This is a genomic window from Clostridium sp. AF32-7AC, from assembly GCF_003477925.1.
In the GTDB taxonomy this organism is placed as follows: Bacteria; Bacillota; Clostridia; order Lachnospirales; family Lachnospiraceae; genus Otoolea; species Otoolea fessa.
Genome location: NZ_QUEG01000003.1, coordinates 26,200 through 49,171 on the forward strand (window position 1 = coordinate 26,200; position 22,972 = coordinate 49,171).

The 22,972-nt window shown below is 43.2% G+C and carries 23 protein-coding genes; 22 read left to right on the forward strand and 1 reads right to left on the reverse strand.

What is annotated here, in order from left to right; translation table 11 throughout:
* Nucleotides 1–15 precede the first annotated feature (15 nt).
* Entirely contained in the window at nt 16–3,903 is a 3,888-nt protein-coding gene (locus tag DWZ45_RS05710; RefSeq protein ID WP_118468116.1) for a peptidase A26, read from the reverse strand.
* A gap of 299 nt (nt 3,904–4,202) precedes the next feature.
* Here DWZ45_RS05710 and DWZ45_RS05715 point away from each other — a divergent pair, with 299 nt between their 5' ends.
* The 22 genes from DWZ45_RS05715 to DWZ45_RS05825 all read left to right on the forward strand — a co-directional run bounded on the left by DWZ45_RS05715 (nt 4,203) and on the right by DWZ45_RS05825 (nt 22,822).
* Nucleotides 4,203–7,247: an SrtB-anchored collagen-binding adhesin gene (locus DWZ45_RS05715; RefSeq protein ID WP_118468118.1), complete on the forward strand. Its 3,045-nt coding sequence runs from the start codon at nt 4,203–4,205 to the stop codon at nt 7,245–7,247.
* 234 nt (nt 7,248–7,481) lie between these two features.
* The gene (locus DWZ45_RS05725) at nt 7,482–7,808 is read left to right on the forward strand and encodes a YdcP family protein (protein ID WP_004843348.1); all 327 of its coding nucleotides are present in this window, start codon (nt 7,482–7,484) and stop codon (nt 7,806–7,808) included.
* Nucleotides 7,809–7,823: 15 nt separating this feature from the next.
* Nucleotides 7,824–8,207, forward strand: coding sequence for a YdcP family protein (locus DWZ45_RS05730; RefSeq protein ID WP_004843349.1), 384 nt, complete (start codon nt 7,824–7,826; stop codon nt 8,205–8,207).
* Nucleotides 8,208–8,293: 86 nt separating this feature from the next.
* Nucleotides 8,294–8,779 (forward strand): DUF6560 family protein, encoded by a 486-nt coding sequence (locus DWZ45_RS05735; protein WP_004843350.1) that lies wholly within the window; start codon nt 8,294–8,296, stop codon nt 8,777–8,779.
* A gap of 91 nt (nt 8,780–8,870) precedes the next feature.
* Entirely contained in the window at nt 8,871–10,262 is a 1,392-nt protein-coding gene (locus tag DWZ45_RS05740; RefSeq protein ID WP_004843351.1) for an FtsK/SpoIIIE domain-containing protein, read from the forward strand.
* Nucleotides 10,255–10,746, forward strand: a complete 492-nt coding sequence (locus DWZ45_RS05745) for a hypothetical protein (RefSeq protein ID WP_009905022.1) — start codon at nt 10,255–10,257, stop codon at nt 10,744–10,746. Before DWZ45_RS05740 ends, DWZ45_RS05745 begins: the two co-directional genes overlap by 8 nt.
* 149 nt (nt 10,747–10,895) lie before the next feature.
* Nucleotides 10,896–12,092, forward strand: coding sequence for a MobT family relaxase (gene mobT / locus DWZ45_RS05750; RefSeq protein ID WP_025489600.1), 1,197 nt, complete (start codon nt 10,896–10,898; stop codon nt 12,090–12,092).
* Nucleotides 12,093–12,104: 12 nt separating this feature from the next.
* Entirely contained in the window at nt 12,105–12,239 is a 135-nt protein-coding gene (locus DWZ45_RS14440) for a DUF3789 domain-containing protein (protein ID WP_005340705.1), read from the forward strand.
* The gene (locus DWZ45_RS05760) at nt 12,240–12,461 is read left to right on the forward strand and encodes a hypothetical protein (RefSeq protein WP_002323342.1); all 222 of its coding nucleotides are present in this window, start codon (nt 12,240–12,242) and stop codon (nt 12,459–12,461) included.
* A 70-nt stretch (nt 12,462–12,531) separates the two neighbouring features.
* Entirely contained in the window at nt 12,532–13,158 is a 627-nt protein-coding gene (locus tag DWZ45_RS05765; RefSeq protein WP_022620533.1) for an alpha/beta hydrolase, read from the forward strand.
* 88 nt (nt 13,159–13,246) lie between these two features.
* The gene (locus tag DWZ45_RS05770; protein ID WP_117482803.1) at nt 13,247–13,543 is read left to right on the forward strand and encodes a conjugal transfer protein; all 297 of its coding nucleotides are present in this window, start codon (nt 13,247–13,249) and stop codon (nt 13,541–13,543) included.
* Nucleotides 13,462–13,965, forward strand: a complete 504-nt coding sequence (locus DWZ45_RS05775; protein ID WP_003062492.1) for an antirestriction protein ArdA — start codon at nt 13,462–13,464, stop codon at nt 13,963–13,965. The genes DWZ45_RS05770 and DWZ45_RS05775 overlap by 82 nt, the downstream gene beginning before the upstream one ends.
* A 17-nt stretch (nt 13,966–13,982) precedes the next feature.
* On the forward strand, nt 13,983–14,486 hold the full coding sequence (locus tag DWZ45_RS05780) for an antirestriction protein ArdA (RefSeq protein ID WP_002323345.1): 504 nt from the start codon (nt 13,983–13,985) through the stop codon (nt 14,484–14,486).
* A gap of 107 nt (nt 14,487–14,593) precedes the next feature.
* On the forward strand, nt 14,594–14,992 hold the full coding sequence (locus tag DWZ45_RS05785) for a conjugal transfer protein (protein WP_003061368.1): 399 nt from the start codon (nt 14,594–14,596) through the stop codon (nt 14,990–14,992).
* A complete protein-coding gene (locus DWZ45_RS05790; RefSeq protein ID WP_003060327.1) occupies nt 14,970–17,420 on the forward strand; it encodes an ATP-binding protein in 2,451 nt (816 codons plus the stop codon). The genes DWZ45_RS05785 and DWZ45_RS05790 overlap by 23 nt, the downstream gene beginning before the upstream one ends.
* Nucleotides 17,420–19,630: an MFS transporter gene (locus DWZ45_RS05795; RefSeq protein ID WP_003060083.1), complete on the forward strand. Its 2,211-nt coding sequence runs from the start codon at nt 17,420–17,422 to the stop codon at nt 19,628–19,630. Before DWZ45_RS05790 ends, DWZ45_RS05795 begins: the two co-directional genes overlap by 1 nt.
* Complete coding sequence (locus tag DWZ45_RS05800) at nt 19,627–20,634, forward strand: bifunctional lysozyme/C40 family peptidase (RefSeq protein ID WP_003059774.1); 1,008 nt, start codon at nt 19,627–19,629, stop codon at nt 20,632–20,634. Before DWZ45_RS05795 ends, DWZ45_RS05800 begins: the two co-directional genes overlap by 4 nt.
* A 16-nt stretch (nt 20,635–20,650) precedes the next feature.
* On the forward strand, nt 20,651–21,562 hold the full coding sequence (locus DWZ45_RS05805) for a conjugal transfer protein (protein WP_003062215.1): 912 nt from the start codon (nt 20,651–20,653) through the stop codon (nt 21,560–21,562).
* A 144-nt stretch (nt 21,563–21,706) separates the two neighbouring features.
* Nucleotides 21,707–22,021, forward strand: coding sequence for a DUF6442 family protein (locus tag DWZ45_RS05810; RefSeq protein WP_003061887.1), 315 nt, complete (start codon nt 21,707–21,709; stop codon nt 22,019–22,021).
* Nucleotide 22,022: 1 nt separating this feature from the next.
* Nucleotides 22,023–22,232 (forward strand): helix-turn-helix transcriptional regulator, encoded by a 210-nt coding sequence (locus DWZ45_RS05815; RefSeq protein WP_007286202.1) that lies wholly within the window; start codon nt 22,023–22,025, stop codon nt 22,230–22,232.
* Between the two features lie 14 nt (nt 22,233–22,246).
* Nucleotides 22,247–22,576 (forward strand): DUF3784 domain-containing protein, encoded by a 330-nt coding sequence (locus DWZ45_RS05820; RefSeq protein WP_003061243.1) that lies wholly within the window; start codon nt 22,247–22,249, stop codon nt 22,574–22,576.
* Between the two features lie 15 nt (nt 22,577–22,591).
* Nucleotides 22,592–22,822 (forward strand): hypothetical protein, encoded by a 231-nt coding sequence (locus DWZ45_RS05825; protein ID WP_003060191.1) that lies wholly within the window; start codon nt 22,592–22,594, stop codon nt 22,820–22,822.
* The last annotated feature ends 150 nt before the right edge of the window (nt 22,823–22,972 follow it).

The following is a 22,972-nucleotide window of genomic DNA, read 5'->3' on the forward strand; positions in this document are numbered from 1 at the left end:
TTCTCTCCTCCTCTCTCAGCTTCTCGTCTGTACTATTCCGTCCAGCACCCAGGAACCATCCGCATTGACTAAATTCCCATCGGGCGTGTGCGTATTTCGATACAAACGTCCCCTCATTCCATCAGATTTTTCCTGAAAATAGTAACAATGAAACACTCCATCGCTTCCCGGCAGCCAGTTCCAGCCAGTCAGCATACGTCCCTGTGTTCCATCCATTTCCTTCCAGAGATAATATGTGTTTCCATCCACATCCGTATACCAGCCGTTCACCATCCTGCCATCTCCATCAAATCGGAACCAGTCAAACGTACTCTGCCCCTTTGCCGGATCGGCATATGGATTGTAGACAGCCGCCCATTCAGAAGCATAGCTTCTACCGCCCGCTTCAAACTGCCAGCTTCCATCTGCATTCTTCCGCCAGTTTCCAGCTACTACATATTCCGGTATGGCTGCCGCATCCGCATTCTGCCCGGGTCCTGCCTGTCCTTCTGTCAGATTTCCAATACCCGCTCCTGTCAAATCACTGAACCCCGATGCCGGTCCGGTTGCATTCGCTGCACTGCTTCCTGCCGCTGCCCCCTTTCCAGAAGAAGAGCCTCCACCCGAGCCGCCGCCCGAATGAGAACCTCCGCCCGAATGGGAACCTCCGCTGTATGTCTGATCGACCGCCTCATACTGAATTGTGACTGCCGCCCGGTCCGTGAAGCCACCATCCTCGGTTTTCACGGTCACATATGCCGTATGGCTGCCTGATTTTAAGTATTGACGGTCAAGCTCCTGTATCCAGGAAGCCGTCGTATTGACCGTCACGGTTCCATCCGATGATACATACAGCGAATCATCACTTGCCTGATATGTCACTTTCTGGTTAAACGCCTGCGCCGGAAATACCGACGCTGCCAGCTTTTTCGCACCGGTTCCCGTCCATGCCTCCACCGGACGATAACCCGCCCCCGTCCGGGTGCGTTTGATCTCGTATTGCAGCGTTTTCGGTATAAGGCTGATGCCTTCCACACAAATCTTCGATTCGTCCACTGTCCGGAAATCCACCTGTACTCTGCACGATGCCGTCTGCCGGTTTCCAAGCATATCATCGCCGATCACTGTCACCTTCGTCGTGCGGCTGCCGGAAGCTGTCTGTATTTCATACGGTGTATTCACATGTCTGCCCTGATCTGCCGCGATCAGATCCCGGATCCATTTTGCATCCTTTTTCGCCTGCACACCGGCCGACTTGTCCTCGCCGTCCACCGAAATCAGTGCTGCGTCACCGACAGTCCACGATATATCTTTCCGGTCAAAATAATCGGGTGTAAAAGACGCACTCAAGACCTGCGGTGCCGTAACCCGGATCATTTCATCTGGATGTTTCCGATTTCCGTTTAATGTCCGCACCACCTCAAATTTCAACTGATCCTGATTTAGTGCCGCACCTTCATTGGCTACATAGGTCTGATCCTTGATCTGGAACGTAACCTCAATCCGCGCATTTCCCCGGCACGGCTTCCCATCAAAGCTCGCCGCCGGTTTCGTCTCTGCCGTCAGCACCGCTACGCCGCCGTTCTGATACCCTGCTCCGTATATGTCGCTTCCGATCGCATACTGGTATCCGCGGTCTGCCTGCTCTTTTTCCAGCTTCCGTACTATATCAGTGATAAACGAACTATTTAAATTTACCTGAACCGACGCGCTCTTTTTCGTATAACCATTTTCCTCATCGTCATTTGGAAGTAACGTAATCAAATCTGAATCATCGATACTCCAGCGCACCGATGCATCCGCCACATCATTATTCCGATCCACAATCGCCTGCACCGTCACCGGCTGCACCTGTGTTCCCGCCTGCAGATTTCCATGGATGTACGTCGCAATTAATTTTCCATTTCCATCCATCACGCGTGTGACTTTCGTCGGATGTTTCCGGTTTCCGGTCCGCTCCTGCACCACCTGGAATTTCGTCACGCCCGGCGTCAGCCCGACCGAAACTGCCACCTTTTTATAAACCGCCGACACCTGCGTATTTTCCTCCGGCATCGTAAAACAATACTCGCCGCCGTTTACATAAGTAGTATCTTTCCGGCTCTTCCCACGCGTATACGTCGGAACTCCCTCCATCTGAAAGCGTGCTTTTTCCGCCTGCTTTGCCGAGGTGCTGACCGTCACCGTCTTTCCCGGTGCCACCGCACCGCGGTGTTTTTTATCGAGTGTCCGGTAATACGCGCCATTTCCCCGCGCTTCCAGCACTGCCACATCGTAATAATTCGTTCCATTGGAGACGGTATCGACCTGCGGAATCGTAATCAGATAACCACGGACCGGGCGTCCCGCATCATTTGGTGCAAAATGGTCAAGATCATACCCGACCGACTCCGCATCCATCTCCCCGCCCAGCTCTTCATCCACAATCGAGAGAATCCCCTGTTCCAGTTCTTCATAAAAATATCGCTCGTCCACATCCCGCGTGACACCGCCGGATACCAGCGTGAAGAAATTGTCCTTCGCGTGGGAATATCCGATGTGCGCCGCGTATGTATACTGGTTATCATCTGAAATGCCGCTTCCACAGACATTGTTTGCGATTTTCGCTTCCGTATCCGCAAACAGGTACGCGATGTCATCCCCATATTTAAAATAATTAGCTGGTGCGCGGTATCCGATGAAGGTTCCTCTGTGTCCGGCAACCCCGGTTCCCGACTGACCGATCATTCCCTCAAACCGCCCCACTTTCAAGTCTCCGCTGATTCGTTCTCCAACGAGTCCTCCGACATTCTGGCTGCCAGAACCGCCGATCGTGCCATTTACATAGGTATTGTAGAGAGCCGCCCCATTCTGAAGCCCCACAATTCCGCCGACAGTCGCATCCGTTCCCTGAATCCGCGAGGTACTGTTATCCCCGGTGCGGACCTGGCAGTCAATGATACGAGAATCATCCGCCGCTTCCCCGGCGATTCCGCCCGCAAGCGCCTGCGCTCCGGCTGCACGTCCCGTCGTTCGGACGGTTACCTGTGCCATTCCGTTTTCCACCGTGCTGCCTTCCATGTGCCCGATCATTCCACCGACCGCTCCGGTTCCTTCCACATCGCCTTTTACCTGACAATTAAAAATCTTGGAATTCTTCGCATTTCCTGCCAAAATTCCCACCTTACGCACTCCCTTGACCGGCTTTCCTGGTTCCAGAGTCAGATTTCGGATCTCCGCCCCATCCAGCGCACCAAAAAATCCAACATTCGGCGAACTGCCTCCTGCAAACCGGAAATTTGAAATCTTATAACCGTTTCCATCCAGATTTGCCATAAACGGGTGCGTCACCTCCCCTGAAAATTCCGAATCATCCCGGTAATAACCGATCGGATTCCAGTCCATTCCTCCCAGATCGATGTTCGCCGTCAGCTCAAACCATGCGCCCCGGTAATCCCCTACGATCTCTTCTTCCACCTCGCCGTGATCCGGCTGCATGCCAAATGCCGCCAAAAAGCTAAGTCCCATCAGCTGATGTTTCGTGCGTACCTGATACGGTTTTTGTTTCGTTCCAAGTCCATGTGTTCCATCCAGAAAGCTCAAATCCGCCACATCCCAGTTTTCCCAGAGATTTCCGAGGCTGGCGCTGACGATAACGCGCGGCATGATTAATTGTGAAGGAGTTGCCTCTATGACTTTGGAAGAACGTAATTCTGAGGGAGTTGCCCTCACATCCGCATTCATAAGCTCACTGGACGATGCAGCCAGTTTCTGCCATTCTTTCTGCCTTTTTATGGCATCGTCTGTATCATCCAACTTTTCCTTTCTTTCCGAAACAATCCCCAAATCCCAATCCTCAAACACAAACCCGCTCGCCGCAAACGCCGGCAGCGTCGCCGACAAAAGCATCGTCGTCATCACCGCAAATGGAATCACTTTTTTCATCTTCTTTTTCTACAAAAAACACAATAAAAATCTGATTATCCGCTAAAACACAGTATCTATCAGCATTTTCAAGGAAACAAACACATCAATTTACTACTTATTTACTACTAACGAATGAGCCTTGATACGCAAGTTTTCCTAGATATGCAAAGATATGGTACAACACATCAGTATTGAAACAAGAAAAAATTGAATAACTTATAGACTATGGAACGCCTAACATGACGTTCCTTTTCTATTTCCAGCCGTTCTTATTGGACGGCTATTTTATTACCCAAAATGAAAGGAGCATTAGATTTATGAAAAAGATGTTAAAACGATTGTGTACTGGCTTCTTAGCTCTTGCAACTGTCGTTACTACTTTACCGACGACACCCGTTCATGCAGAAAGCAAGCAATACTGGACGGAGTCAAAAGAGCGTGTCGGTATCGTTGAAAAAGTAATGAATGACGGTTCGATTGGTTCTACTTTTAACGAGGGACATTTGACCGTCGAGGGCGAGGACGCTTACTGTATCGACATTAACACAGATTTTAGGAATGGCTACAAGACCAGAATTGACGCAAGCACCCGTATGAGTGCCGACCAGATAAGCGACGTTGCCTTATCTATCGAATATGTGAAACAGTACACAGACAGCCACAGCGGAATAAGCAACAATCACGCCTACCTTTTAAGACAGCTTGTTGTCTGGCAGAGATTGAGCGTACATCTTGGCTGGCAATGCGACAACGTGAGAGCTTCTTATGATGAAATTCCAAAGGCAACGCAGGACGAAGTTTTCTCTGGTGCAAGAGCCTTTGTCAAAGAAAATAAAGGACGTTATGAATGTGGCGGTTATATCTACTCTGGCGAGGGGCAGGAATTGGGGCAATTCTGGGCGAAGTTAAATATCGGAAATGCGAAACTTAAAAAGGCTACCAGTAATACCAGCATTACAGACGGTAACGGGAATTACTCTATCGCTGGTGCAACATACGGTGTCTTTTCTGATAAGAACTGCACGAAACAGCTTGCCACTCTTACGACTGATGAAAACGGAAATACAGATGTTGTAGAGGTAAAAGCAGGCACAGTCTATATCAAGGAATTATCCGCACCAGCAGGATATAAAGTAGATAAAACTATATATTCCTTAAAGGTTGAAGCTGGAAAAACAGCGACTTTGAAAGTATCTGATACACCAAAAGTAACGGACACGTTGATTGAGCTTTTCAAGATTGATATGGAAACACAGAAAGACAATCCGCAGGGGAACGCTTCTCTAGCAGGTGCGGAATTTACATGGAAGTATTATGCAGGCTTCTATAATAAAGACAATCTCCCTGCCGAAGCTACTCGTACATGGGTTACAAAGACAATCGCTGAAACAGACAGCGACGGGTCAACCCACTACATCACAAAATTTGCGGACGCATACAAAGTATCTGGCGATAGCTTCTATATGCAGGACGGTAAAGCGGTTCTTCCACTTGGAACGCTAACCGTTGAAGAAACAAAAGCTCCAAACGGATACTTGTTAGACGGTGCATATATGCAGGCTGGCGATAAGTCCGAACAGATAAAAGACTTATACCTTACACAGATTACCGAGGACGGCGACCTTGCCGTATTATCTGGAAGTAACCAGTTTTCCGTATCAGATAAGGTTATCCGTGGCGGTGTGAAAATTCAGAAACGAGATTTAGAAACGGGCGATACCAAACCACAAGGAAGTGCAACTTTAAAAGATACTGCCTTTGACATCATTTCCTTAAATGATAATGCAGTATTGGTTGAGGGCAAGCTCTATAAGAAAAATGAAGTGGTAAAGACAATTCGTACCGATATTGAGGGTATCGCTTCTACTTCTGCTGACCTTTTACCTTATGGAAACTTCCGTATCGTTGAGAGCGAAGCACCAGACGGATATTTGACAGACGGTGCAAAACCGATTGATTTTACAATCACAGAAAATGGAAAAATCGTGGACTTAACCGACGAAGCCCATTCTATCTATAATCAGATTAAGCGTGGAGATATTGAGGGTGTAAAAATCGGTGCAGGCACACACAAGCGTCTTGCTGATGTTCCTTTTAGGATCACAAGCAAGACAACGGGCGAAAATCATATAGTTGTAACTGATGATAACGGGCAGTTTTCCACTTCTTCTGAATGGGCTTCGCATAAGCACAATACCAACGCAAGCAAGACCAGCGAGGACGGTGTGTGGTTTGGAACTTCTGAACCAGACGACAGCAAGGGTGCATTACCTTATGATACCTACATCATTGAAGAAATGCGTTGCGACAGTAACAAAGGCTTTGAACTTATCCCACCTTTTGAAATCGTGGTATCAAGAAATAACCTTGTGATTGATTTAGGAACGTTGACTGATGAATACGAAAAAGAAATCTCTATCCATACCACAGCGACCAGCAAGGACGGCGAAAAAACTATCCTTGCAGGAAAAGAGGTAACAATCGTTGATACTGTCAAATTAAACGGGCTTACAAAAGGCACAAAGTATCAGTTGAAAGGTTGGCAGATGTTAAAGGAAGAAAACGCCGAGCTTATCATTGACGGGAAACGTGTAGAAAACGATTATACCTTTGTCGCTGATGATGAAGAAATGAAAGTGGAAATTTCCTATATATTCAATGCGTCTGCTTTAGGTGGCAAGAACCTTGTTACCTTTGAAGAATTGTATGATTTCAGCAATCCAGACGAACCCGTGAAAGTTGCGGAGCATAAAGACATTGAGGACGACGGGCAGACCGTACTTATCACAGAGCGTATCATCAAAATTCATACGACTGCTACCGATAAGGACGGCAACAAAGAGCTTGAAGCTGGAAAAGAGGTAACAATCATTGATACCGTAACCTTAGAGGGCTTAGAAGTCGGTACACAGTACAAACTGGTGGGCTGGCAGATGTTGAAAAAAGAAAATGCCGAGCTTCTTATCAATGGGAAACGTGTGGAAAGTGATTACACTTTTACTGCTGACAGCGAAACTATGAAAGTGGAAGTTGCCTTTACCCTTGACGCTACTTCCCTTGACGGCAAACAGCTTGTAACTTTTGAAGAATTGTACGATTTAAGCAATCCAGACGATCCGAAGAAAGTTACCGAGCATAAGGATATTGAGGATAAGGGACAGACGATTACCTTTAAGGAAAAGCCAAAAGAACCAGAGAAACCCGAAACACCACCGACACCAGAAAAGCCAAACAGACCGAGCGACAGTCCCAAAACGGGCGATAACACAAACCTTTACGGACTGCTTGCACTTCTTTTGACCTCTGGTGCTGGACTGGCAGGTATCTTCTTCTACAAACGCCGTAAAATGAAAAAATCATAAGGCGGTAACGGTATGAGAAAAGAAAAATCACGCTCTCCGCCGAAGTTGTCAAACGGCAGACTTCCGCTTATTCTGGCTTGTCTGCCAACAACCTGCAAGAACACGGATAGTCAAGGGTGCGTAAGCATTGATTTTACCCTTTACTATCTGTGGGATTGCTGGTACTTCCCAAACCGCCAGAATAAGAAATCACAATCAATTTATCAAAAATAGAAAGAAACGAGGTAAAACAATATGGAAATGAAATATGTCGTGCCAGATATGGTACAGTCTTTTGGAACTCTTGAATTTGCAGGCGAAAGTGAGCCAGTCTTTGAAAGAGATAAAAATAACCGCAGGGTCTTAGCAAGACGAAGCTATAACCTTTATTCTGACGTACAGAAAGGCGAAAATGTTGTGGTAGAAATTCCCGTGCAGGCTGGCGAAAAAAAGTTCAAGTATGAACAGAAAGTAAAACTTGTCAATCCGAAGTTATACGGCAGAGGTTATGCAATCGGGGATATGGGACATACCGATTATGTGTTAGTTGCTGATGATATTGTAGCAGTTGAAGAAAAGTAAAGGAGTGAAGAATTTATGAGATTATCAAACGGGTTTGTTATTGACAAAGAGAAAACATTTGGAGAATTAAAATTTACAGCGGTGCGTGATGTGTTCTTACAGAATGAGGACGGGACACCGAGTACCCAGCTTAAAAAGCGTATCTATGATTTGAAGTGCAGTTTGCATGGTGGAATTATCCCCGTGTCTGTACCGCCAGAAGTACCGTTAAGAGAATTTCCGTACAATGCAGTTGTGGAGCTTGTCAATCCAGTAGCCGATACGGTATCAAGAAAGACCTATACGGGTGCAGATGTGGACTGGTATGTAAAGGCAGAGGATATTGTATTGAAGAATAAAGGCAATCAAAACGTAGGCAGTCCACAGAACCATACACCGCAGGGACAGCCGAAAAAATAGGCTTGCTGAATAGATTTTCGTTGTAGCGGATATATAAAACTGTTATAATATGGGTATGAAAAATTTAATTATAAGGAGTGCTGTTTATGATAAGAGCTATTATATTTGCTGTATTCGTTGTCCCTATTATATCTCTCGTATTAGATAAGACACAAAAAGCAACTAAAAAAGAAAAATTCACAAATACTGTTTTTGTATCACACGCCTATCAAACAGTATGTCATATTTGTTCATTGATAATGGTAGGAATTGCAATAGCTTTAGGATTGTTCATGGGATTTGATAATACGGTGGGACACTCTGTTGTTTTTGCTATTTTTGTTCTATTGATTGAATTTTGTGCGTGGGCATTAAAAAGACATAAGGTAGTAATTGACGGAAATAATTTGCGTATTACTCCTGCTGTTGGAAGAACAAGAGAAATTTCATTTAATGATATTTCCCGTTGCACAGAAAAAGAGCAAATAGGATTGAAAATATTTGTAGGAAACAAAAAAATTTGTACAGTTTCTTGCGACTGTGTTGGATATAAAGAATTTCTTGAAATGTTAAAAGAGAAAAATTTACTCTAATACGTTTCGCCCAAATAAACAGTTATATTATTTTAGCAGTTAGTCTTAGGATTGACTGCTTTTTTCATACCCAGAAAGGAGTGATTGATTTATGCAAAAGATTTTTAACAAAGGACACCGTATCAGAGCCAGCGACAAGCACCTTGTCTACCACTTTTCCATAGGAACGCTTCTGTTTGTATTCGTGGCGGTTCTCCTGCTACTGAATATCAAACAGCTCATGCGTACTGATTGGGAACATTTCAGCTTGTTAGAGAACGGCTTGACGCTTTCCCCTTACAACTTCATAACTATACTGATAGCGACTGGTGTTTGTGCATTGGTCGTTTTTCTGTATTACCACTTCTGTTACGATAGTTTCAAGAAGCTCCTGCACCGTCAAAAGCTGGCAAGAATGGTACTGGAAAATAAGTGGTATGAAGCCGATACCGTACAAGACAGCGGTTTTTTTACTGACCTGCAAAGCAGATCAAGGGAAAAAATCGTCTGGTTTCCAAAGATTTATTATCAAATGGAAAAGGGACTGCTTCATATCCGCTGTGAAATTACGCTGGGAAAATATCAAGACCAGCTTTTACGGTTAGAGGATAAATTGGAAAGTGGCTTATATTGTGAGCTGACCGACAAGACCCTGCATGACGGCTATATTGAATATACCCTGCTTTATGATATGATAGCGAACCGCATTACCATTGATGAAGTACGGGCAGAAAACGGCTGTCTGAAACTGATGAAAAATCTTGTCTGGGAATATGACGCACTCCCTCACGCTCTGATTGCTGGTGGAACGGGTGGCGGTAAAACTTATTTTCTGCTGACGCTTATTGAAGCCTTACTGCATACCAACGCTGTCCTTTACATCTTAGACCCGAAGAACGCTGACCTTGCAGACTTAGGGACAGTTATGGGAAATGTGTATCACACCAAAGAAGAAATGATTGATTGTGTCAATGCCTTTTATGAGGGAATGGTACAGCGAAGTGAGGAAATGAAGCAACACCCGAACTATAAGACGGGCGAAAACTACGCCTATCTGGGACTGCCACCCTGCTTTCTTATCTTTGATGAATATGTGGCATTTTTTGAAATGCTGGGGACAAAGGAAAGCGTGGGCTTGCTTAGCCAGTTAAAGAAAATCGTTATGTTAGGACGACAAGCAGGTTATTTCCTTATCGTTGCCTGCCAGCGTCCAGACGCAAAGTATTTCTCTGACGGTATCAGAGATAACTTCAATTTCCGTGTGGGACTTGGGCGTATCAGCGAATTAGGTTACGGTATGCTGTTCGGTTCAGATGTGAAAAAGCAGTTTTTCCAGAAGCGTATCAAGGGGCGTGGCTATTGTGATATGGGAACAAGCGTGATAAGCGAATTTTACACGCCTTTAGTCCCCAAAGGACATGATTTTTTACAAACAATCGGCAGGCTTGCACAAGAAAGACAAGTCATGCCAGAACAACAAGGAAAGGAAGATGTGATTGAATAAGGACACATTAAATGTTTATCACGCACCCACAGAGAAAAACTACCTCTGTTTGTGCTTGAATACAGATATTTTTACAACGGATTGCAGGAAATATATGTTAGATTGTTTTTTAGATTATTCTGTCAATCCAAATCTGCGATTTCATTCAAGGATAGATAAAATCATTGATGATGTTATTCGTGAAAAAATCAACATTCCTCATAAGTTTAGAATGAGGTTGGAAAGTAGACATTGCGTTGAAAGCAGGATAATCTATTTTCGATTTCGAGTTTTAGATAAGGCTTGTCTGCAATGTAATGTATTTCTTAAAGGGCTGTCTGAAGAAATGAAAGAAGCACTTTCAGATGAAAGAATAGATTTTGCGGTTATCTATGAGGGCATACAAGGTTCACAGCAGGACACAGACACGGACGACAAGGACGGGTTTTGCGGTTCTCAACCGCAAGTTCCGTTCTTGGCGGACGGGGCTTGTCCCGTCCGCTGATAAAACCCCTCGGTATCTAACAGAGGGGTACGTTTGCAAATAGACAATAGACAAAAAACATAGGAAACATAAGGCTTCTGGCATGGTTTCCTAGCAAAAATCGGCTGTGAAGTCGCCTAAAAAAACTTCACACTTTACAGATTGGGGGTATGGTTCTGAATGAAGAACAATGGATAAAAGAATTACGGGAGAAACGGATTGCTTACGGTATCTCACAAGGCAGGCTGGCGGTGGCTTCTGGTATCACAAGAGAATATCTCAATAAGATAGAAAGCGGAAAAATGAAGCCGTCAAAGGAGCTTTTGGAAACTCTGCATAAAGAACTGGCAAGGTTCAATCCAGAAGCACCGCTTACCATGCTGTTTGATTATGTGAAAATTCGTTTTCCCACGCTGGATATACAGCATATCATCAAAGACATATTAAAACTGAATATCAACTATATGCTCCATGAAGATTATGGACATTACAGTTATACGGAGCATTACTCTTTAGGGGACATCTTTATCTATACGTCGGCTGACGAAGAAAAAGGTGTCCTTTTAGAGTTAAAGGGGCGTGGTTGCAGGCAGTTTGAAAGTTACCTGCTGGCACAGCAAAGAAGCTGGTATGACTTTCTCATGGACGCACTCGTAGACGGTGGCGTGATGAAGCGTATCGACCTTGCTATCAACGACCATACGGGCATTTTGGATATTCCAGAGCTTGCGGAAAAATGCAGAAAACGGGAATATATCGGAAAGTCCAGAAGTTATAAGTTTTACCAGTCGGGCGAGCTTATCAAGCATAGAGAGGACGACAGAGAATATATGGGACGCACCCTTTATCTTGGTTCGCTGAAATCAGATGTGTATTTTTGTATCTATGAAAAGGACTATGAGCAGTACGTCAAGTTAGGGACACCGCTTGAAGAAGCCGACATTATCAACCGTTTTGAGATACGGCTTAGAAATGAACGTGCCTATTATGCAGTACGAGATTTGCTGACCTATTATGACGCAGAGCAGACCGCCTTTTCTATCATCAACCAGTATGTACGGTTTGTTGATGAAGAACCCGACAAGCGAAAAAATGAATGGAAACTCAATGACCGCTGGGCTTGGTTTATTGGCGATAACAGACAGAGCTTGAAGCTGACGACAAAGCCAGAGCCTTACACCTTAGACCGCACATTGCGTTGGGTACAAAGGCAGGTAGCACCAACCTTGAAAATGCTGAAAAAGATTGATAAAGGAAACGGTACAGACTACATGGAAACAATCGAACAGCAGGCAAAGCTCACAGAAAAGCATAAAATGATAATCAAACAGCAGACGACCCCTGCAAAAGATTTGGTGGAAAGTTAGGAGTGATAAAAAATGTGGGTATTATTAAAAGATTTCCTGCTGGTATCTATGGGAATGGGTATCGGCGTAGTCTTGATGTGTATTTTGAATGTCGGCAAAGAAGCTGACTATGAAATGAAACAATTAGAAGAAAGTGAGGACAATTAAATGAATTTCGGACAAAATTTGTATCAATGGTTTTTATCAAACGCACAGAGCTTAGTGCTTATGGCGATTGTGGTTATCGGTATCTACTTAGGGTTCAAGCGTGAGTTTTCAAAACTTATCGGCTTCTTGGTAGTTGCCTTGATTGCTGTCGGTTTGGTATTCAACGCTGGCGGTGTGAAAGATGTATTGTTAGAGCTGTTCAATAAGATTATCGGTGCATAAAATTTTATTGTGGTGCTGATATGCGAATGTTATAATGTGGATATGAAACACAGTATCTAGGAGTGATGGAATGAAATATATAATGCTTCACGGTTTGGGACAATCTTCTGAAAGTTGGAGTGATACCGTAAAAGTATTCAATGATGATTTTGAAGTTTTATGCCCTAATTTATCAGATTGGCTTTTTGGAAAAATACCATGTTATGATACATTGTATCGGACATTGGAAACATACTGTGAACAGTTTGAAGAACCGCTAAATATTTGTGGACTTTCTTTAGGTGGTATTCTTGCTATGCAGTATGCGATAGAACACCCAGAAAAAATGAACTCATTAGTGTTAATAGGCACACAATATGAAATGCCAAAGTATCTGTTAAAAATGCAAAATCTGATATTCCGTATTATGCCTTGTTCAGCATTTGAAAAAATGGGTTTTCAGAAAACAGATTTTATCAATCTATGCAAATCTATGACAGAACTTAATTTTAAACATGAACTGAAAAAAATATCATGTTCGGTACTTGTTGTCTGTGGCGATAAGGATAAGATAAATAAAAAAGCTTCTTTAGAATTGCAACAACAGATAGAAAACGCAGAAATAGCTATTATTGAAAATGCAGGACATGAAGTAAATACAGATAACCCAACACTACTAGGGCAAAAGTTAAATGTATTTTTCAAACAATATGTCTGATAAACAATTTCATATCCATACACACAAAGCAGTTAGTCTTAGGATTGACTGCTTTTTTCATACCTAAATTTCAGATTGGAGTGATGAAATGAACGATATTTTTAAGGATATGCAGGCAAAAGTCGGCTGTGAATACATTTCCGACCTGCCCTCTTACAAGCGTAAGGTGTGGCATGAAATGAAACGGCTGAACCCTGCCGACTATGAAGAAAGACAGTTAGAAGATTTTTCTAAATATGTGTTTGGTATCTCATACCAGAACTTAAAAGATGTGATGAACCAACAGAAAGGACGTGAGGAACAATGCAGGAAACAAGGGTGCTGGTGGAAACGAGAGGAACAACTGGCGAAGAAACAATATCATACTGGTTCGACCTGCCGATAGATGTTGCCGAGTTTGAAGAAAAGTTAGGTATCGGTGCAGAAAGTGGGGATTATCGTATTATCGAAAAGGTGTTGCCTTATGCTGATGAAGTCCACGAACACACCAGCGTGTACCAGCTCAACGAATTAGATTTTATGTACCGCCAGCTTTCAAGTGATATGCAGGAAGAATATGTATCACTACTTACGGTGTTTGAAAATTTAGAAGCACTTTATATTTGCAGGAACGTGATTATTGTTTATCCCGACTGTAAAAGCATGATAGATGTTGCAAGGCAAAAGCTGATGAACGACCCGATGTTCAAGCATTTATCCGAGGACTGTCAAGAATACTACTTTGACTTTGAAGCCTACGCTTCTCACTTGCAGGAACACGGGAAATTTTTAGTAACAGAACACGGTATCTTTGAACTGCCAGAGTAGGAAATGAGGTGGTGCTTATGATTGATGATATGGCGGTTTATATTGCTAATCTTGGCAAATACAATGAGGGCTATTTAGTCGGTGCTTGGTTCACGTTCCCCATTGACGAGGAAGATGTGAAAGAAAAAATCGGCTTGAATGAACAGTATGAGGAATACGCTATCCATGATACCGACAACTTTCCCATTGCGATTGGCGAGTATGTTTCCATTGAAGAACTCAATGAGATGTATGAAATGATAGAGGAACTTCCCGACTATATTGTAGAGTGTCTGGACGAATTTATCAGCCACTATGGGACGCTGGAAGAAGTCGTGGAACATAAGGACGATATTTACTATTATCCCGACTGTGAAACCATGACAGATGTTGCCTACTACTACATAGACGAATTGCAGGCACTTGGGGACATTCCACCCAGCTTACAGAATTACATTGACTATGAAGCCTACGGGCGAGATTTGGATATGGGCGGTTGCTTTATTGAAACAAGCCGAGGTATGTGCGAGATACCATATTAACGCTGGAAGATCAGCGACAAGCATTGTTGCTACTGACAGCGTATTTCTCTTTAAGGGACAGTCTGAAAATGGCTGTCCTTTTCTATTTTGAAAGGAGCTGAAAGAACTTGAAAAAGATTAAAAGCTACACGGGTATCTGGAACGTGGAAAAAGTCTTGTATGCAATCAATGACTTTAACTTACCCTTTCCCGTTACTTTTACACAGATTACATGGTTTGTGATTACGGAATTTATCATCATTCTGTTTGGGGATATTCCCCCACTTTCCATGATTGAGGGAGCATTTCTCAAATACTTTGGTATTCCCGTTGCTCTCACTTGGTTCATGTCGCAGAAAACCTTTGACGGAAAGAAGCCGTACAGCTTTTTGAAATCACAGATAACCTATGCCCTGCGACCAAAAATCACTTATGCAGGAAAAGCCGTAAAACTGCATAAGCAGATATTGAATGAAACAATCACGGCAGTAAGGAGTGTGAACTATGTTCCCGATAAAATATATTGACAATAACCTTGTCTGGAACAAGGACAATGAGGTGTTCGCCTACTATGAGCTGATACCATACAACTATTCTTTTCTATCCGCAGAGCAGAAATTTATCGTGCATGACAGTTTCCGACAGCTTATCGCACAGTCCCGTGAGGGTAAAATTCATGCGTTGCAGATTGCCACAGAAAGCTCAATCCGCAGTATGCAGGAACAGTCAAAGAAGCTGGTAACTGGAAAATTAAAGGAAGTTGCCTGCCAGAAGATAGACGAACAGACCGAAGCGTTAGTATCTATGATTGGGGACAATCAAGTGGACTACCGCTTTTTTCTTGGCTTTAAGCTCATGGTTACGGAAGAACAGCTCAATCTGAAGAACATCAAAAAATCGGTGTGGCTGACGTTCACAGAATTTCTCCATGAAGTGAACCACACGCTGATGAATGATTTTGTTTCCATGCCGAATGATGAAATCAACCGTTACATAAAAATGGAAAAGTTACTGGAAAATAAAATCTCCCGTCGCTTTAAGGTGCGTCGCTTGGAAATCCATGATTTTGGGTATCTCATGGAACATCTTTACGGCAGGGACGGTATCGCTTATGAAGATTATGAGTACCAGCTACCAAAGAAAAAATTGAACAAAGAGACGCTGATAAAATACTACGACCTTATCCGTCCGACAAGGTGTGTGATTGAGGAAAGCCAGCGGTATTTACGATTGGAACATGAGGACAAGGAAAGCTATGTGTCCTATTTTACCGTCAATGCGATTGTAGGAGAGCTTGATTTTCCGTCGTCTGAAATCTTCTATTTCCAGCAACAGCAATTCACATTCCCCGTTGATACGAGCATGAATGTAGAAATCGTGGAAAATCGGAAAGCATTAACGACCGTCCGCAACAAGAAAAAGGAACTGAAAGACCTTGATAATCACGCCTATCAAGCAGGAAGTGAAACCAGCTCAAATGTGGTGGACGCTTTAGACAGCGTGGACGAGCTGGAAACTGATTTAGACCAGACAAAAGAAAGTATGTATAAGTTAAGCTACGTCATACGGGTGTCTGCACCCGATCTTGACGAGCTGAAACGCCGTTGTGATGAAGTCAAGGACTTTTACGACGACCTCAATGTAAAGCTGGTGCGTCCTGCTGGGGATATGCTGGGGCTTCATTCTGAATTTTTACCAGCCAGCAAGCGATATATCAATGACTATGTGCAGTATGTAAAATCAGATTTTTTAGCTGGGCTTGGCTTTGGTGCGACACAGCAGTTAGGAGAAACTACGGGTATCTATATGGGCTATTCTGTTGATACGGGAAGAAATGTGTACCTGCAACCGTCCCTTGCCAGTCAAGGTGTAAAAGGTACAGTTACCAACGCTTTAGCGTCTGCTTTTGTCGGTTCGCTTGGCGGTGGGAAATCGTTCTGTAACAATCTTCTGGTATATTATGCGGTGCTGTTTGGCGGTCAAGCACTTCTGTTAGACCCTAAAAGTGAGCGTGGTAACTGGAAAGAAACGCTCCCAGAGATTGCACATGAAATCAATATCGTAAATCTTACCAGCGATAAGGACAATGCAGGGCTTCTTGACCCGTTTGTGATTATGAAGAATGTAAAAGACGCTGAAAGTCTGGCAATCGACATCTTAACATTCCTTACGGGTATTTCTTCAAGGGACGGCGAAAAATTCCCCGTACTTCGTAAGGCAGTACGCTCCGTTACCCAGAGCGACAGTCGGGGCTTGCTCCATGTGATAGACGAGCTACGCCGTGAAGATACGCCCATATCAAGAAATATCGCAGACCATATCGACAGCTTCACGGACTACGACTTTGCACACCTGCTGTTTTCAGACGGTACGGTAGAAAATGCTATCAGTCTGGATAATCAGCTCAATATCATTCAAGTAGCCGACCTTGTACTGCCAGATAAAGATACCACTTTTGAAGAATACACGACCATTGAATTGTTGTCTGTGTCTATGCTGATTGTGATTAGTACCTTTGCCCTTGATTTTATCCATTCGGACAGAAGCATTTTTAAGATTGTCGATTTAGACGAAGCGTGGGCGTTCTTAAATGTGGCACAAGGAGAAACCTTATCAAATAAGCTGGTTCGTGCTGGGCGAGCTATGCAGGCAGGCGTTTATTTCGTTACCCAGTCTGCCTATGACGTGTCAAAGGAAAGTCTGAAAAACAATATCGGCTTAAAGTTTGCATTTAGAAGCACGGATATAAACGAGATAAAGCAGACCTTAGAGTTTTTCGGTATCGACAAGGACGATGAGAACAACCAGAAACGCTTGCGTGATTTGGAGAACGGACAATGCTTATTGCAGGACTTATACGGGCGTGTCGGTGTGGTGCAGATACACCCAGTCTTTGAAGAACTGCTACACGCCTTTGATACCAGACCGCCCGTACAGAGAAATGAGGTGGAGTGATGAAAGAAAGGATAAAAGGTGTGTTCACAAAAAAGAAGATTTTCCACTTTCTCAAAATGGCTCTGTTCGTGGTGGCACTCTCCCTTATCCTGCTTTCACTTTTGGGGACGGTGGCTCATGCGACGGGGCTTGTAGACGATACCATAAACGCAGAAAATCTTTATTCAAAATATCCCCTTTCCAACTACCAGCTTGATTTTTTCGTCGATAATAGCTGGTCGTGGCTTCCGTGGAACTGGCTCGACGGTATCGGAAAATCGGTACAATACGGGCTGTACTGCATTACCAACTTTGTCTGGACTATCAGTTTGTATTTGAGTAATGCAACGGGCTATGTGGTGCAGGAAGCCTATAAGCTGGACTTCATCAATGATATGGCAGACAGTATCGGAAAGAGCATACAGACCCTTGCAGGCGTTACCGAGAACGGCTTTTCTTCTACGGGCTTCTATGTTGGTTTCCTGCTTCTCATTATCTTAGTGGTGGGAATGTACGTTGCTTATACGGGACTGATAAAACGGGAAACCAGCAAAGCACTTCACGCTGTTATCAACTTTGTGGTGGTGTTCGTGCTGTCCGCTTCATTTATTGCTTATGCTCCCGACTATATCAAGAAGATAAATGAATTTTCATCAGACATCAGTACCGCTTCTTTGGATTTGGGAACAAAAATCATGCTCCCTAACTCCGACAGCGAGGGTAAGGACAGCGTGGACTTGATACGGGACAGCCTATTTTCTATTCAAGTGGAACAGCCGTGGCTCTTGCTTCAATTCGGGAACAGCAACGCAGAAGAAATCGGGACAGACCGTGTAGAAGCTCTCGTATCGGCAAGTCCAGAGGACGAGGACGGGAAAACCAGAGAGGAAGTCGTGAAAACAGAAATCGAGGACAACGACAATAACAATCTGACAATACCGCAGGTCGTGAACCGTTTGGGTATGGTGTTCTTCCTCTTGTTCTTTAACTTGGGTATCACGATATTTGTATTCTTGCTTACGGGCATGATGTTGTTCAGCCAGATACTTTTTATTATCTTTGCAATGTTTTTACCTATCAGTTTTTTACTTTCCATGATACCGAGCTATGAAAGCATGGCAAAGCAGGCAATCGTGAGAGTATTTAATACCATAATGACACGGGCAGGAATAACGCTCATTGTAACGGTGGCATTTAGTATTTCCAGTATGTTTTACAACATTTCCACAGACTACCCATTCTTTATGGTGGCGTTCTTGCAGATAGTATGTTTCGCTGGTATCTACATGAAGCTGGGCGACTTAATGAGTATGTTCTCACTTAATGCTGGCGACAGTCAAAGCATGGGACGACGCATATTCCGCAGACCGTATCTGTTTATGCGACATCGGGCTAGGCGTATGGAACACCGTATTGCAAGGGCGGTAAGTGCTGGCGGTATTTCGGGCGGTGTAGCTGGTGCGGTGGCTGGAAGTGCCGTTGCTGGCAAGAGAGCCGAAAGAAAAAATACGGCTTCTAAAGAAAATCGGGGCAATACCACTTCCAGCATGGGACAGCGTGCAGGTTCAAAAGTCGGTGCTGTTTTAGATACGAAAAATAAAGTGAAAGACAAGGCAAACGCTGTCAAAGAGAATATCAAGGATATGCCGACACAGACCGCTTATGCGGTGTATTCCGCAAAGGAAAAGGCAAAGTCCAGCGTGTCCGACTTCAAGCGTGGCATGGTGCAGGAACAGCAGTCCAGACAGACGGGACGCTTGGAAAAGCAGGAACAGCGTAAGAAAAATATCGCTGACAAACGTATGGAGCTTCAAAAGGCACAAGAAGCAAGGCAGGTACAGCGAAAGGCTGACGGATCAGCGACAACGGGAGCTACCCGTCCCCATGAGCGACCAGTCACAGCTTCAACCATTCCAAAGCCGAGTGTTGAAAAAATGCAGGAAGTCAAACGCCCAGCCACAGCTCCAACTCCGAAAGCAAGTGAGCCAGTCAAGACAAATGTTATCAAAGAGCGTCCGTTATCTTCTGGTGCTTCTGATAAGAAAGCACCCCAGCCTACACAGACAGTACATAGGCAGAATGTAGAAAAAGTGGTATCGCAGGAAACACGCCAGAATGACACCAAAGACCGCAGGATAAAGGTTCAGCAGACCCAGAGCGTCCAGAAGAACCAGCAGACCATAGAGAAAACCCGTAACCTTGTAACGAAGAAAGGACAGAAGAAAAAATGAAACTGAAACATATCGCTATCATTGGCAGTCTGTTTCCTATCCTCTTTTCTCTGGTGCTTTTCTTTGGCGTCCTCATTAGTGCGGACAGCGACGACGAGAACAGCAATTTTTCTTCTGGCATTACGGGTATGAACCTATCCGCAGAAGTCTTGAAACATCAGCCTATGGTAGAAAAATACGCCAGAGAAAACGGTATCTCCGAGTATGTCAATGTGTTACTTGCTATCATTCAAGTAGAAAGTGGCGGTACGGCAGAAGATGTTATGCAGAGTTCGGAAAGTCTTGGTTTACCGCCTAATTCCTTAGATACGGAAAGCTCAATCAAGCAGGGGTGTAAGTATTTTGCGTCCCTGCTTTCTTCCTGCAAAAATCAAGGTATCGACGACTTGAATGTAGCGATACAGTCTTATAACTATGGCGGTGGCTATGTGGGATATGTGGCAGGAAAAGGAAAAAAACACACTTTTAATCTTGCAGAGAGCTTCGCCCGTGAGAAATCGGGTGGAAAGAAAGTAACCTACACCAACCCGATAGCCGTTGCTAAGAATGGGGGCTGGCGGTATGGCTATGGAAATATGTTCTATGTGGAAGTAGTCAATCAGTATTTAGCAGTTCCGCAGGTATCGGGAGAACTGGCACAAAAGGTAATGAATGAAGCGTTGAAATATCAAGGCTGGAAGTATGTGTATGGTGGCAGTAACCCGAATACTTCCTTTGATTGTTCGGGATTGACGCAATGGTGCTATGGAAAAGCTGGTATCTCCTTACCGAGAACAGCACAAGCACAGTATGACGCAACCCAACATCTGCCACTCTCGCAGGCAAAAGCAGGCGATTTGGTGTTTTTCCATTCCACCTATAACGCTGGTTCGTATGTAACACACGTCGGTATTCTTGTTTCGCCGACACAGATGTACCACGCAGGCGACCCGATAGGATATGCAGACCTAAGTAGTAGTTACTGGCAACAGCACTTAATCGGTGCAGGACGAGTAAAACAATAGAAAGGACTTGAAAAATATGTTTAAGAAGAATAAGAAACAGACAGAAACTATCAAAGAACCAAAAGAAAAAAAGGTGCGTACTGTCAAGGTAGGCACACATAAGAAAACCGTGATTGCGTTGTGGGTGGTGCTTGTCGCAAGCGTGAGCTTTGGGGTGTATAAGAATTTTACGGCTATCGACCAGCACACCACCCATGAAAAAGAAATCATTGAACTTTGCTTGCAGGACACCAACGGGATAGAAAATTTCGTGAAAAACTTTGCGAAGTCCTATTACACATGGGATAACAGCAAAGAAGCTATCGAAGCAAGGACGCAGGCAATCAGCGGTTATCTGACAAAGGAATTGCAGGACTTAAATGTAGACACCATTAGAACCGATATACCGACCAGCTCCACGGTTACAGATGTGATTGTATGGCATATCGAGCAATCGGGAGCGGACACTTTTTCTGCTACCTACGAAGTAGATCAGCAGATAAAAGAGGGAGAACAGACAAGCAATGTGAAAGCAACCTATACTGTAAAAGTCTATGTGGACGCAGACGGGGATATGGTAATCGTTCAAAACCCTACCCTTGCACCAGCAGTTGAAAAATCAGACTATGAGCCTAAGACACCAGAAGCAGACGCAAGCGTGGACGCTGATACGGTAAATGACGCTACCGCTTTTCTGGAAACATTCTTTAAGCTGTACCCAACAGCGACGGAAAAAGAGCTTGCTTACTATGTATTGGGAAATGTGATTGAACCTATCGGCAGGGACTACCTTTATTCTGAACTGGTAAACCCTATCTTTATAAAGGACGGCGACAATGTGAAAGTCAAGGTTGCGGTAAAATTCATTGATAATCAGACAAAAGCGACGCAGGTATCGCAGTATGAGCTTGTGCTACATAAGGATAGTAACTGGAAGATTGTAGGATAAATGATATAGCGTGCATTTCCTATCAGATTTGCACGCTTTTACAAAACGACAAGAAAACTGTGCAAAAATATTGACTTGTAATGACCGAATGCTATAATATAAATGACAAGTGTACTTGGTATTATTTGAAGGGAGCGTTATATAATGGATAAAGAAAAAATACTATCACAAAACAAAAAAGAGAATCTATATCTTGATGAATACGAAAAACATATTAAACTTCAAGGGAAATCTTTTGGCTTAATGTTTGTTTTATTTATCTGCATTTTAATTCTTTTCATTAAAGCAGTTTGTAAAGAACCTTACTATGACATAATGACAATTATTGGGTCTGTGGCATTTGGCTCTATGGGTTATGAAGCACATATTTCAAAAAATAAATCCAAATTTGTTATTGCTTTATTCTTTTTTCTATTTATGGGGTATTACTTTTATAAATTTTTAATGGTAGGTTTATAGAATGGACGAACATTTAATTTTGCGAAACAGATTAAAAACTGTACGAAAAGAAAAAAAATTATCACAAACAGAATTAGCTGAACTAGTCGGGGTTTCTCGGAATACAGTTAGTTCTATTGAAACTGGACAATTTAATCCAACAGCAAAATTGGCATTAGTGCTTTGTATAGCTTTAGATAAAAAATTTGAAGAATTATTTTATTTTGATTAAAGGAGAGAACGATTATGGAATTAGAGGAATTGATTGTTGAAATAGTTATAGGATTGTTTTTACTTTTTACATCTTATCAAATAGGTATAAAAGAGAATATTACTTTATTACATGGTTATCATTATACACAACTTGACCCTAAAGATAAAAAGGTGTTTACAAAAAAAATAGGAATAGGCACTTTACTGGTTAGTATTGGTATTCTTGTTATGCCGATTATCAATTTAATCTCTCATTCTGAATTAGGCTATTACATAGGTCTTATTTTGATTGTTGTAGGAGTGTTTTATATCATATTCATCATTGTAAAATACAATGGAAAACTTATTAGCTTTAAAAAGTAGAATTGAGGTATGAATATGATAGGACTGAACAAAAGAGATATAAAAAAGGCATTGAAAGCTGGTGCAAAAGCTGGCGGTGTATCATTGGCTGATGTTCGGGCGGATATTGAAGCTACGATTGATGAAGCTATGAATAGCACCGACCCAGAGGTGCAGGCAAATTTCAAAAAGTATTTTGGGAATAAACGCCCTACACCAGAAGAATATATTTATATCATTACGAAAAAGACAAAGGCAAAATTATAATAAAAGGGTCGTGGAAATGCTTCACAAAATTGTGATCTGCATTATCACGGCTCTTTTACTCTCTGTTTACTTTCAAAACTGTAAGTGTAATTGAATACTGCCCTTGCTATAATTTAATTGTATTCCAAAACAAATAAATGTGGCAGGAAG

Bases quoted from the DNA above. Each gene is read 5' to 3' on its own strand.
- DWZ45_RS05710 (WP_118468116.1), bottom strand. From the start codon at position 3,903: ATGAAAAAAGTGATTCCATTTGCGGTGATGACGACGATGCTTTTGTCG.
- DWZ45_RS05715 (WP_118468118.1), top strand. From the start codon at position 4,203: ATGAAAAAGATGTTAAAACGATTGTGTACTGGCTTCTTAGCTCTTGCA.
- DWZ45_RS05725 (WP_004843348.1), top strand. From the start codon at position 7,482: ATGGAAATGAAATATGTCGTGCCAGATATGGTACAGTCTTTTGGAACT.
- DWZ45_RS05730 (WP_004843349.1), top strand. From the start codon at position 7,824: ATGAGATTATCAAACGGGTTTGTTATTGACAAAGAGAAAACATTTGGA.
- DWZ45_RS05735 (WP_004843350.1), top strand. From the start codon at position 8,294: ATGATAAGAGCTATTATATTTGCTGTATTCGTTGTCCCTATTATATCT.
- DWZ45_RS05740 (WP_004843351.1), top strand. From the start codon at position 8,871: ATGCAAAAGATTTTTAACAAAGGACACCGTATCAGAGCCAGCGACAAG.
- mobT (WP_025489600.1), top strand. From the start codon at position 10,896: ATGGTTCTGAATGAAGAACAATGGATAAAAGAATTACGGGAGAAACGG.
- DWZ45_RS14440 (WP_005340705.1), top strand. From the start codon at position 12,105: ATGTGGGTATTATTAAAAGATTTCCTGCTGGTATCTATGGGAATGGGT.
- DWZ45_RS05760 (WP_002323342.1), top strand. From the start codon at position 12,240: ATGAATTTCGGACAAAATTTGTATCAATGGTTTTTATCAAACGCACAG.
- DWZ45_RS05765 (WP_022620533.1), top strand. From the start codon at position 12,532: ATGAAATATATAATGCTTCACGGTTTGGGACAATCTTCTGAAAGTTGG.
- DWZ45_RS05770 (WP_117482803.1), top strand. From the start codon at position 13,247: ATGAACGATATTTTTAAGGATATGCAGGCAAAAGTCGGCTGTGAATAC.
- DWZ45_RS05775 (WP_003062492.1), top strand. From the start codon at position 13,462: ATGCAGGAAACAAGGGTGCTGGTGGAAACGAGAGGAACAACTGGCGAA.
- DWZ45_RS05780 (WP_002323345.1), top strand. From the start codon at position 13,983: ATGATTGATGATATGGCGGTTTATATTGCTAATCTTGGCAAATACAAT.
- DWZ45_RS05790 (WP_003060327.1), top strand. From the start codon at position 14,970: ATGTTCCCGATAAAATATATTGACAATAACCTTGTCTGGAACAAGGAC.
- DWZ45_RS05795 (WP_003060083.1), top strand. From the start codon at position 17,420: ATGAAAGAAAGGATAAAAGGTGTGTTCACAAAAAAGAAGATTTTCCAC.
- DWZ45_RS05800 (WP_003059774.1), top strand. From the start codon at position 19,627: ATGAAACTGAAACATATCGCTATCATTGGCAGTCTGTTTCCTATCCTC.
- DWZ45_RS05805 (WP_003062215.1), top strand. From the start codon at position 20,651: ATGTTTAAGAAGAATAAGAAACAGACAGAAACTATCAAAGAACCAAAA.
- DWZ45_RS05810 (WP_003061887.1), top strand. From the start codon at position 21,707: ATGGATAAAGAAAAAATACTATCACAAAACAAAAAAGAGAATCTATAT.
- DWZ45_RS05815 (WP_007286202.1), top strand. From the start codon at position 22,023: ATGGACGAACATTTAATTTTGCGAAACAGATTAAAAACTGTACGAAAA.
- DWZ45_RS05820 (WP_003061243.1), top strand. From the start codon at position 22,247: ATGGAATTAGAGGAATTGATTGTTGAAATAGTTATAGGATTGTTTTTA.
- DWZ45_RS05825 (WP_003060191.1), top strand. From the start codon at position 22,592: ATGATAGGACTGAACAAAAGAGATATAAAAAAGGCATTGAAAGCTGGT.